Source organism: Streptomyces sp. NPDC057743, from assembly GCF_042798755.1.
Taxonomy (GTDB): domain Bacteria; phylum Actinomycetota; class Actinomycetes; order Streptomycetales; family Streptomycetaceae; genus Streptomyces.
Genome location: NZ_JBHVJX010000017.1, coordinates 161,194 through 172,736, shown reverse-complemented (window position 1 = coordinate 172,736; position 11,543 = coordinate 161,194). Strand labels below are relative to the sequence as shown.

9 protein-coding genes are annotated in these 11,543 nt (G+C 70.5%); all 9 read right to left on the bottom strand.

The window, feature by feature from the left end:
* Positions 1-31: 31 nt before the first annotated feature.
* On the bottom strand, positions 32-1,177 hold the full coding sequence (gene ispG / locus ACFVFQ_RS21270) for a flavodoxin-dependent (E)-4-hydroxy-3-methylbut-2-enyl-diphosphate synthase (RefSeq protein ID WP_383418271.1): 1,146 nt from the start codon (positions 1,175-1,177) through the stop codon (positions 32-34).
* Positions 1,174-3,036, bottom strand: coding sequence for a 1-deoxy-D-xylulose-5-phosphate synthase (dxs, locus tag ACFVFQ_RS21265; protein ID WP_383418269.1), 1,863 nt, complete (start codon positions 3,034-3,036; stop codon positions 1,174-1,176). Before dxs ends, ispG begins: the two co-directional genes overlap by 4 nt.
* Positions 3,037-3,379: 343 nt before the next feature.
* Complete coding sequence (locus ACFVFQ_RS21260; RefSeq protein WP_383418267.1) at positions 3,380-3,979, bottom strand: tol-pal system YbgF family protein; 600 nt, start codon at positions 3,977-3,979, stop codon at positions 3,380-3,382.
* Between the two features lie 1,284 nt (positions 3,980-5,263).
* Positions 5,264-5,701, bottom strand: a complete 438-nt coding sequence (locus ACFVFQ_RS21255) for an HD domain-containing protein (RefSeq protein ID WP_383418341.1) — start codon at positions 5,699-5,701, stop codon at positions 5,264-5,266.
* A gap of 209 nt (positions 5,702-5,910) precedes the next feature.
* Positions 5,911-6,546 carry a class I SAM-dependent methyltransferase gene (locus ACFVFQ_RS21250; RefSeq protein WP_383418265.1) on the bottom strand — a complete coding sequence of 212 codons (636 nt, stop codon included), beginning with the start codon at positions 6,544-6,546 and terminating at the stop codon, positions 5,911-5,913.
* Between the two features lie 81 nt (positions 6,547-6,627).
* On the bottom strand, positions 6,628-8,868 hold the full coding sequence (locus tag ACFVFQ_RS21245; protein WP_383418263.1) for a hypothetical protein: 2,241 nt from the start codon (positions 8,866-8,868) through the stop codon (positions 6,628-6,630).
* 76 nt (positions 8,869-8,944) lie between these two features.
* Positions 8,945-9,556, bottom strand: coding sequence for a GNAT family N-acetyltransferase (locus ACFVFQ_RS21240; RefSeq protein ID WP_383418261.1), 612 nt, complete (start codon positions 9,554-9,556; stop codon positions 8,945-8,947).
* A gap of 303 nt (positions 9,557-9,859) precedes the next feature.
* Positions 9,860-10,657 carry a histidinol-phosphatase gene (gene hisN, locus ACFVFQ_RS21235; RefSeq protein ID WP_383418259.1) on the bottom strand — a complete coding sequence of 266 codons (798 nt, stop codon included), beginning with the start codon at positions 10,655-10,657 and terminating at the stop codon, positions 9,860-9,862.
* Positions 10,658-10,809: 152 nt separating this feature from the next.
* A complete protein-coding gene (locus ACFVFQ_RS21230) occupies positions 10,810-11,499 on the bottom strand; it encodes a methyltransferase (protein ID WP_383418257.1) in 690 nt (229 codons plus the stop codon).
* Positions 11,500-11,543 lie beyond the last annotated feature (44 nt).

Sequence of the window (11,543 nt, the reverse complement as noted above, 5' to 3'; positions counted from 1 at the left end):
GGGGTGGGTGGCAGGGGGCGGGGATTAGGCGTCACGGATCGGTCAAGACGTCTCCCGACAGTCCGGGGCCGGGGTCGGCCTGGGTGAGCTTGAGGGCCTCGTCCAGCAGCGCGTCGACGATCTTCGATTCGGCGACCGTCCGCACGACCCGGCCCTGGACGAAGATCTGGCCCTTGCCGTTGCCGGAGGAGACCCCGATGTCGGCCTCGCGGGCCTCGCCGGGGCCGTTGACGACGCAGCCCATGACGGCCACCCGCAGCGGGTGGGGGAAGCCGTCGAAGGCGGCCTCGACCTGGTCGGCCAGCTTGTGGATGTCGACCTGGAGGCGGCCGCAGCCGGGGCAGGAGACGATCTCCAGCTTCCGGGGCCGCAGTCCGAGGGAGGACAGGATGTGACAGCCGGCCTTGACCTGCTCGACCGGCGGGGCGGACAGCGAGACCCGGATGGTGTCGCCGATCCCGGCCGCCAGCAACACACCGAACGCGACTGCCGACTTGACCGAGCCCTGAAAGGCCGGGCCCGCCTCGGTCACGCCCAGATGCAACGGGTAGTCACAGTTCTCCGCCAGCAGCCGGTTGGCGGCGATCATGGTCAGCGGGTCGTGGTGCTTGACCGCGATCTTCAGGTCGCGGAAGCCGTGCTCCTCGAACAGCGAGCACTCCCACAGCGCGGACTCCACCAGCGCCTCCGGGCTGGCCTGTCCGTACTTGGTGAGCAGTCGCTTGTCGAGCGAGCCCGCGTTCACCCCGATCCGGATCGGCACCCCGGCCGCCGACGCCGCCGCGGCGATCTGGGCCACCTTGTCGTCGAACCGCTTGATGTTGCCGGGGTTGACCCGCACCGCCGCGCAGCCGGCATCGATGGCCTGGAAGACATAGCGCGGCTGGAAGTGGATGTCGGCGACGACGGGGATCGGGGACTTGCGCGCGATGGCCGGCAGCGCGTCGGCGTCGTCCTGGGAGGGGACCGCGACCCGGACGATGTCGCAGCCGGCGGCGGTGACTTGGGCGATCTGCTGGAGGGTGGCGTCGACATCGGCGGTCAGGGTGGTGGTCATGGTCTGCACGGAGATGGGTGCGCCGTCGCCGACCGGCACGCCGCCGACGTCGATCCGGCGCGAGGGGCGGCGGTCGGGGAGGCGGGGCGGCACGGCGGGCAGGCCCAGGTCGATGGTCATGGCCGGATCTCCGGTTCCTGGTGGGGGAGGTGGGCGCGGGCGCGCAGGACGGAGTGGACGATGCCGGAGCGATTCAGGCCGGCCGCGGCGAGCAGTTCCTCGCGGGTGCCGTGGCGGATGAACCGCCCGGGCAGGCCGAGCACGCGCACCGGCACGGTGGAGCCGGCATCGGCCAGGGCGCGGGCGACGGCGGTACCCATCCCGCCGGAGCGGGTGTTGTCCTCGATGGTCACCACCACGCGGTGCCGGCCGCCCAGTTCCGTGAGTTCCTGGGGCACCGGCAGCACCCAGCGCGGGTCCGCGACGGTGACCCCGACGCCCTTGGCCGCCAGATAGCGCGCGGCCTCCAACGCCGGCTCGGCCAGCGGGCCGACCGGCACCAGCAGCACGTCCCGGGTCTCGGTGCGGTACAGGACGTCGACGGGTCCGATGCGTTCGACGGCCGGCAGGTCGGTGCCGGCGGTCGCCTTCGGGAAGCGCAGCGCGGTCGGCCCCGAGGCGCAGTCCAGCGCCTCGGCGAGCAGTTCGCGCAGCCGCGCCGCGTCCCGTGGCACCGCCACCCGCATGCCCGGCACCGCGCCGAGCACGGTCAGGTCCCACATGCCGTGGTGGCTCGGCCCGTCCGGACCGGTGATGCCGGCCCGGTCCAGCGCGAAGGTGACCGGCAGCCGGTGCAGCGCGACGTCCATCAACACCTGGTCGAAGGCGCGCCCGAGGAAGGTGGCGTAGACCGCGACCACCGGGTGCAGCCCGTCCATCGCCAGCGCCGCGGCCGAGGTCACGGCGTGCTGCTCGGCGATCCCCACGTCGAAGAACCGCTCGGGGAACCGCTCACCGAACCGCGCCAGCCCCGTGGGCCCCGGCATGGCCGCCGTGACCGCGACCACGTCCCGGCGCCGCTCCCCCAGGTCACGCAGCTCGTCCGCGAAGACATGCGTCCAGGACGGCCGCCTCGAAGACGAACGGGGCCGCCCGGACGCCGGGTCGAGCACCCCCACCGCGTGCATGCAGTCGGCCTGGTCCGCCAGCGCCGGCGGGTACCCCTTCCCCTTGACGGTGACGACGTGCACCACCACCGGCCGGGACAGCTCGCGGGCGACCCGCAACGCCTCCTCCACGGACGGCAGATGATGGCCGTCCACCGGCCCGAGGTAGTGGAACCCGAGCAGCTCGAAGAGGTTTCCCGCCACCGGCAACGGCCCCAGGTTGCCCCCGGCCCGCGCCCCGCCCCCGTCCACCAACCAGTCGACGCTGTCGGTGCCGTCGCCGCGCAGGTGCTGGAGATGATCCGCCAACGCCCCGATGGTGGGCGCATAGGACCGCTCGTTGTCGTTCAGCACCACGACGACCGGCCGGTCCGGATGCGCCCCCAGATTGTTCATCGCCTCCCAGGCCATGCCCCCGGTCAGCGCCCCGTCGCCGATCACGGCCACCACGGCCCGGTCGCGCTCCCCGTGCAGCCGACGCGCCTTGGCCAGCCCGTCCGCGTAGGAAAGGGCCGTCGAGGCATGGGAGTTCTCGATCACGTCGTGCGGGGACTCGGCCCGCGACGGGTAGCCCGACAGTCCCCCGCGCTGCCGCAACCCGTCGAAGTCCGCGGCCCGCCCGGTCAACAGCTTGTGCACGTACGCCTGGTGGCCGGTGTCGAACAGCAGGGTGTCGTGCGGCGAGTCGAAGACCCGGTGGAGCGCGAGCGTCAGCTCCACCATGCCCAGGTTCGGCCCGAGGTGGCCGCCGACGGAGGTGACCTTCTCGATCAGGAACGCGCGGATCTCCTCCGCGAGCAAGGCCAACGCCTCGTACGGCAGGCCGCGCAGCGAAGCGGAACAGTCGAGGTCGGCCAACGGGGGGAGCGTCACGGGATGGTGCGTGGAAGGGGTCATCGGAACCTCACATCGAGAACCGGATGCGGGCGGGGCACCCTGGGAGGCGCCGGCTCGGACCTCTATCAAGCGCCGAAACCAGCCACGGCCGGAACCCCGTACCGCCGCGCCAGCCATGAACGCGTTGAACGCTCGTGAGCTTGTGAAGTCGGGGGCGTGCGCGGGCGGGGGCGGAGGGGCTACGGAGACCCGTGCGATGGTGGTCAACTGGGCGCCAGGCGGCGGCAGTTGGCTGCTGGCTGACGCGCTTACCGGGCTTATCGGGCTTACGCGGCGCGGGGTAACGGCGCGCGGTAGGGGCGCGGTGACGCCGGGCCCGTCAGGCCGTACGGGTCGGGCGGGCCGGACGAGGCGGGCGGGTCGGGCGGGTCGGGCGCCAGACGCTCCGCGCGCGCTCCTGCACGTCCGCCGCGTGTGGATGGCGGGCGAAGCTGCGCAGGGTGCGGGTGAGGCGGCCGAGGGCCTGGTCGGCCTGGACGGAGTGCAGGCGCGGGTAGACGTCGAGGAAGGCGTGCCAGCGCGCGCAGGCTTCCTCCAACCGCCCCTGCTCCAGCAGCATTTCGGCGATCCGCGCCTGCGTCAGCGCATCCCCGCGCTGCTCAGCACCGGAGCGGTGGCGCGCCGAGTCGCGCAGGGCGGCCAGCGCCTCGTCCGTCCGCCCGAGGGCCCGGAACGTCTGCGCGCGTTGGTAGTCGAGCCCGGACCGGGGATAGGCGGTGAAGGGCCCGGGCGCGCCGGAGGCCCGCTGGTGCGCCCTCTCCGCCGCCCCGAGATCCGCCAACGCCTCCCGCGTACGACGCTGCGTGGCCCGGACGAGCGCCCGCTGCACCAACACGAACGCCTGCACATCGAGCCCCGCCGCATCCACCCCCACCGCGGGTCCGGAAGTACCGCCGGGCCAGCCCGTGGTGCCCGGCATCATCGGTCATCACCGCCAACACATGCGTCAACTGCGCGCACCCGGTGAGCAGTTCGCGGTGCAGCGACTCGGTCATCGAGGCGTTCAGCAGCGGCACGACATCGTCCCCGAGATAGGCGGCCAACGCCGTCCGCGCATGCCCGCCCCCGTGCATCTGCGCCAGGGACGCAAACACCCCGCTCATCTCCGTCAGCCCCTGCACATCGGACGGATGAACCACCCGCCGCCGCGCCGACGTCCGGGCCGGGGGCTGGGCGGGCCCGGGCTGCGCGGAGGGCGCGGTCGTCACCGTGTAAACAGTCCGCGCCAACTCGGCCCGCTGCGCCGGATCCGACTCCCCCCGACACAGCGCGCTCAACCGCCGCAGCGGCTCCCCCTCCTCCGCCAGCCCGGGCCGTACGGCCGCCGCTCTCGGAAATTGCGTGAGCCCGGTCTCCTGCGCGGTGACCGGACGCCCACTGCGACGGCTCAACGCCTGGGCGGCCAGGTCCGGGATGGGCGCCCGCGGCCGGGAGCCGTTGAGCCAGTGCGCGACGGACGTGCGGTCGTACCGCAGCGCCAACCCCTGGGCGCTCCCCAGGGCGTTGACCGCCCGTGCCAGATCAGCGGCGCTCCAGTCGGCCTCCAACAGAAGCGCGGACAACCGCCGATTGGGAGTGCAGCGAGACACAACGCCCCCACTCTCCTATCGCCTCGATTCCCCACCACGCGCATATCTGCGCACGGCAGGACCAGACCAGCGATTCAAGCCCCCCACCCCCCGCCCAGGAACCCCTCCCAACCTCCGAACCCCGTGAAACCAGTGAAACCCCCAGCCGCGAAACACCCGCGACAGGCAGCCCGTCACGGAATCCCCTCCGGATTCACCATGCAGAGAAACACCACCCGAAATCCCCCTCCGCCACCGGCCCACCGGCCCACCGACCGACCAGCACACCAGCCCGACGACGAGGCTCCGACCATGAACTGAGCATGGACCGACGGCTGAGCATGGGCTGTGCATGGACCGAGCATGCCCTCAACGACTAACTCGCCGACCTCATCGACAAATTCATCCCCATACTGGAGCCGCTGCCCATCCCCCCGACCCAGTAGCAACTCCAAAACCCTGCGCGAACCCCTGCGCGAAAACCCTGCGCGCCACCACAGGCCACTGGAAAGCGGGAGCGAGACAAGAACCCACTCGAAACCACCAAATTCCCCAACCAACGAGCGAACTTAACCCACCCTCACCCGCTACAAACGGCACTTCCCTGCGGCCAACCACCCACGCCAGCCCCCGACTTAGCCATCGATCCCCAACAGGGCCCGCACGCGGGCGTACTTGGCAGTCAGCCGGTCCCGGGTCGCGGAATCCAGGACGGCCAGCCGTGCGGGATCGGCGTTGTGCGCGAGATCGGACTCCTTGATCAGTAGCGCACCGGGCGTGGCCAGTATCCGCGCGGTGTACTCCTCGACCGGCTCCCCGACCCGCTTGGTGACGGCCAGCACCATCGCCTTGGTCGCCTCGCTGAGCGCCGCCCCCACCAGCCACGCCTCGCTCAGCGCGTCGTCCTCCACGGCGTCGTGCAACCAGGCCGCCGCAATCTGCTCCTCACTGCCACCGCGCTCCCGCACACCGGCCGCAACCGCGGCCAGATGCTCGGCGTACGGCCGACCGGCCTTGTCGGTCTGCCCCGCATACGCCCGCCGGGCCAGCGCCTCCACCTCACCGAGCGACAGCAACGAGCGCCCCACCTCGCACGCGCACGGTCCCTCACCGGACGGGTTCCCACCGCACGGGTTCTGGTCGGGCGGGTTCCCGTCGGGCGGGTTCTCATCGGAAGCCATACGACCATTGTCGCCCGGCCTCCCCCGCGCGGGCGTGCGCCTCTAGGACAACCAACCGGCCCCGGCCAGGTCGCGGAGCGGGCGGCCTGGCGGGGCGCGGTTCATCGGGGCTGCGCCAGCCCGATCACGAAGGGGGCTGTCGGGGCCGGGTTGCGGCCTTCGGGGAAGCGGAAGCGGCGGAGGTGTTTCATGGTGAATCCGGCCTGGGTGATGGCGATTTCGGTGCGGCGGCTGACCCGGCAGCCGCCTGAGATGTGGGGCCACAGAAGGTCCACCGCGCGTTGGTAACGGGCGAACCCGGCAGTTCGGGCCCGTACGTGTTCGTAGAAACACAGCCGTCCGTCGGGGCGGAGCACCCGGTGGATCTCCGACAGGGCGGCAGCCAGGTCCCGTACCGAGCACAGGACCATGGAGCAGACGACGGTGTCGAACGCATCGTCTGCAGCGGGTAGTTGCTCGGCGATCCCGTCGACCACGGTCACCGGTACGCTCGCTCGGTGCGCGGCCTCCTCTGCCAAGTCGCGCAGGGTCGCCTCCGGTTCGACTGCCGTCACCGAGGAGACGGCACTGGGGTAGTGCGGGAAGTTGAGGCCGTGCCCGGCGCCGATCTCCAGTACCTGGCCGCTTGCCGGGGCGAGGGCTTCGGCCCGGTGTTCCTGGGCCCCGTTCGCCTCGGCCCAGGCTGCCAGGCGGGGATACATCCGGGCGAATCGTGGGTTGTTGACCTCGTGTTTCACCGCGTTTCCTCGCTTCTCACTGTGTTTTCCAGCTTTCGTGGGTTTTCGCTTTCCGCATGCTCGGCCGTGCCCCGGCACGGCTCAGCGCACGTACAGGTCCCGGCCCGCGAAGTGGATCCGGCCCAGCCCCACCGCGTAGAAGCGCAGCAGCATCGCGTGCCGCACCAGTGGGCGTCCGGTGGTGACGGTCAGACGGGTGCGGGCTGTGGTTCCCGGGGAGACGGTCAGCGTCTCCTCATCCAGGCGGAAGCCGAAGCCGTGCGGCTTACCGTGGGTGATCCGCCCGCCGAGGAGGAACCGGAGTTGTTCGGTACCGCTGTTGGTGACCTCGACGTCGAGTACGGTGTCGCTCTGCTGCCGCAGTCGATTCTCGCCGGTGACGGCGAGCGACACCGCGGTGTCCTCGGTGTCCTGTACGGCGCCGCAGACGGGGCAGCTCATCAGGTATCGGCGCATCTGCGGTCGGAGGGTATTGCCGCTGACGTAGTGGTGCACGGCCTCACCGCAGTGCCGGCATGCCTCCTCCATGGCTTCGGTGTGTTGGACCGTGTAGGTGTGACGGTAGGCCTCGACGAAGTGGTACTCGCGGCTCTCGGTGGCGTGCAGGAGCTTGTCCATGATGCCGCGGTCGAGCATTGCGCACTTTTCCTGGATGCGTTTGATGGACCTGCTGTACCGCTCCCACTCGGTGAGTTCGTAGCGGGCGGTCTTGGCTCTGCGTGCCATGGTGGGCAGGTTGTTGACCATGTCGGCCAGTACGGCGCGGCCCTTGTCGAGCTTGATGTCCAGGAAGGCCAGGTTCTCGTACCGCTCGAAGGCCCGTGTCAGCCGGTCGAGTTCTGCTGTTGGTGGCTGGGCGCGGACTTCGAGGGTGCGCGGTGACTCGTTCGCGAGCAGTGGCCGTTCTCGCACTCCCAGGATGCGTACGTCGAGTTCGCCGTCGGTCTCCGTGGCGGCGGCGTAGAACGGGGTGCGTCCGCCGAAGGGTTGGGAGGGCCGGATGTCCAGGGTTCCGGCGCGGTGGGCCGCGAGGAGTACCGGATCCGTGAGTCGTACCCGGGTGTGCGTGGGCATGGTGTGGTCGAAGCGGATCTCGGTCCGGTCCGGGTGGTGGGTGAGGGTGGATGTCGGTTCTCTCGTCGGCCAGTCGCTCGACTCCTTGGCGTACACCGCCTCGGGGTCGCCGATGACGGTCACGGCTGGTGCGTCCACTCCCCACCAGGCGAGGTTTTCGTTGACCGCGCGTACTGCGGCACCGATGGTGAAGCCGTCCTCGATCAGTGCGTGGAAGAGGAGGTTTTCTGCCGGTATGCCGTCTTTGAGTAGCGGGCTGGCGATGAAGCAGCCTGCCCAGCCATCGAGGAAGCGACGGGAGATGGTGAATCGGTTGTTCTCGCCCAGTAGTTGGGTGCCGAACTTCATCGTCAGGCATGCGTTGGCGAACACGACCTGGGCGGGGATGTGTGCCGGATCGTGACGCCGGGACTCGGGGTACACGCAGCCGTCCCCCTGGAGGCACGCGGGCAGCGGGCCGGGCGTCTGCTGGGCCGCCTGCCGTTCCTGGGGAAGGTCGGTCAGGCCGCACAGGATGTCATCGGGAGTGACCCGCAGATAGTCCTCGCTGGCGTGAGCGATGAAGCTCAGCACCCGGCGCAGGACGGTTTCATCGGTGAGGTGCCCGGCGTCCACCGCCTCCGTCGGGTACACCGTGAGCCTTCCGGAGGTCATCGGCTCCTTGCCCTTGAGGAGGCCGGCGAAGAACTCGTCGCGGTCGGCGGGGAGTTCTGGGTACAGCAGCGTCTTGAAGACCAGTTCGCTGAGTTTGGCGGGGGTCGGGCCGCACAGCACTCCGAAGTTCACCGAGGGCGCTTCCCGTCTTAGCTGGTTCGGCAGCGCGAACCCCAGTGCTCGCTCCGGCCCCACCACGGTCAGGTAGCCGCCGGGCGGGAGTTCGAGTGCCGCCTTGACCACCTGCACCTCGGTATCGGCCTGGATCAGCCGGGCGTCCTTGGCCAGTGCGAACACCAGCGCGGGAGCCCGGAACCCGGCATCGTCGGTGAGGGCGACGACCGTGTGGTTGTCCCGGCTACCGCCGACGGCGTCCTGCGCGTAGGCCATCAGGGCAAGGGGATCCGGCGGTTCGGCCGAGGCATGCCGCCGCGACACCTCGGTGACGGTCAGCCCCAGGCGGGCCGCGATCCGACGGGGCCAGACGTGCCGCCCTGTCGGGTCGTAGACCGGCAGGTACCGTGCTCCTCGCCCGCGATGGGCGAGGGCGTATTCCAGGTAGTCGCCGAGTGTCGTGGCGAGACCGATGGTCACGTTCTCACCTCTCCTTCCGCGTAGTGCGCACACCGGTCCGCGCCCTGTCGGCCGGTTTCGTCCTCGGGTGTGGGGATCAGGTGTTGGGCTTTTCGGGCTTCCGTGTCATGGCCCAGGTGCGCGGGCCGCCGCCGGGCAGTGGGTAGGTGGCGGTGACCTCGAAGCCCAGGCGCTCGTAGAAGCGCACATTGCGTTCGTCGGAGGTCTCCAGGAAGGCGGGCACCCCCGCCTCGTTTGCGGCGTGGAGCCCGGGGCGGATCACCGCTGCCCCCAGACCGCGCCCTTGCCGCTCGGGGTCGACGCCCACGGAACCGAGGAACCACACCGGTTCGGTGGGCCGGTGGGGCCGCATGGCGGCCTCCGCCTCGGCCGCGGCCTGCCGCCGGTCCCCGGAGATCTCGGCGAGCCGCGGTCCGATTTCGGCGAAGACGTCCCCGGCGTTGGCGGTCTGGGGAGTGGTCCATACGGCGATCGCCGCGCAGTCGTCGGTCACCCAGACCTGGCCGTGGTCCAGGCCGATCCGGGAGACGAACAGCTCGTTGAAGCGCTCCAGGCGCGTGAGGTGATCGTCGACGGCGATGGTGTGGCGGGTGAACGCATAGTGGGCGAAGGCGCGCCCCAGCGTACGGACGGCCCGCGGCAGGTCCTCGTGGGTGGCGGGGCGGACGGTCGGCTGGTTCGTGGTCATGGGTAATCCTGGTTCTCGGTTGTGGTGCGGATGCGTGCGGGTACGGGACAGCTGCGCACGGGTGTGAAAAGGCGGTGCGGTAAGGGGAGTTGGCCCCATGGCGTGCCGTGGGGCAGGCGCGGTTTCCTAGGCCCTGTCGTCAAACTCCCGCCTGCCGTCCGGCGCCCGGCACGCACTCTCGCCGCACCGGGCGACGACCCCAGTACGTCCAGTACAGGGGCCGCCGCCCGGCACGCCGAGAGCACGCACCGACCACCGCCCGGCCCGCCCTCCGGGCGAACGACGGGAGTTTGACGACAGGGCCTAGGGCTGCTGCGGGGGTTCTTCGGCGAGCGCACCGACCGCGTACGAGTGCAGCCTTGGGTTGGCCGACAGGGCCCCGCCCCCGGTGAGGATGTCTCCGCCCCGCAGGTCGGTGCAGAGCCCGCCGGCCTCCTCGACGACGACCCGTACCGCTGCCACGTCCCAGGGGCTGACAATCGGCTCGGCGGCGATGTCCAGCGCGCCCTCGGCCACCATGCAGTGCTGGAGGAAATCTCCGAAGGCGCGGCTTTCCCAACAGGCGTCTGCCAGCCGCAGGTACGCCTGCCGCGAGTGAAACTCGGTCCAGGTGCTCAGATCGGTGGTGGACAGGTAGGCGTCCTCCAGCCGGGAGACCGCTGAGACCTCGATGGACGCCGCCGGTTCGAAGTCCCGACGCACCCAGGCCCCCTGGCCCTGGGCCGCCCACCATCGCCGCCGCAGCGCGGGTGCGCTGATGACACCGACGGTCGGGCGACCGTGCTCGACCAGAGCGATGAGCGTGGCCCACACCGGCACACCGCGGAGGAAGTTCTTCGTCCCGTCGATGGGATCGACCACCCACACGCGTGGTCCCTCGGGCGAACCGCCGTGCTCCTCGCCGAAGCATCCGTCCTGGGGGCGCCGCTCCTTCAAGAGGGCGCGGATGGCTTCCTCGACGCTGAGATCCGCGTCGGTGACGGGGGTACGGTCAGGTTTCTGACTGATGCGCAGGTCACCGGAGCGGAAGCGCGCACCGGTGATGGCGTCGGCGCGGTCCGCAAGGTCGAGGGCGACATCGAGGTCACCCGGGTTCGGCATGGCATTGGCCTTTCTGGTTGCTGGTGGGCCGCTCCGGCGGTCTGCCATGACCGCCGGAGCCTGCACAGAGCGCCTTCTGCGAAGAGCGTCGCCGGCGCATTCAGCACGTGCTGAGCCTGCGTTGTACGCGGAGCGCTGGGTGTCTGGACGAGCTATTTCGGCTCCAGTTCCAGCAGGTGGTACTCCATGACGCGGACCACCTCGATCCGGCGGACGCGGCGCAGCAGCTTCACCCGCATCCCCGCGTCCTCGGCGAACTTGTCAAGCAATTCCCGGTCTCCGAGGTCGGCGGTGCCGATGAACAGCCGCCCGCCCTCGGCTAGATGACGGGGGGCTCCGGCCAGGTAGCGGGCCTGCCCCTGGTAACCGGGGTCGAAGATTGCCTTGTGCAGCTGGTTCTTGACGCCGAAGTCGTCCTCCACGTATGTCCACGGCACGTTCCAGAAGACCGCGTCGAAGCGGTCGTCGGGCGAGAGGGCGTCGAACAGGTCGCTGTGCAGCGCCCGGACGCGGTCCGCCACCCCGTGCCGGTGGGCGTTGGCCTCGGTGTTGGCGACTGCCTTGTCGTTGATGTCCAGCGCGGTCACCTGCGTGCACCCGGACAGTGCCGCGGTCACCGCGATGACTCCCGTACCGCAGCCGACCTCCAGGAACGAGCCTCCCTTCGGGTACGGCAGGATTGAGGCCATCACTTCGGTCGCGGCGGTGATGGTGCCGGGGAACACCTCGCGGTGCAGATCCCACTCACGGCCGAGCAGGGTGAACGAGTCGGGCAGGTCCTCGCCCTCCAGCGCGCGGTTGAGCACGGCCTCGGCGGCCTCGGGGGATTCCTTGACGGTCACGGTTTCTCCACTCCTTGTGTTGGGTGTTCCTCGTGTTGGGCGTG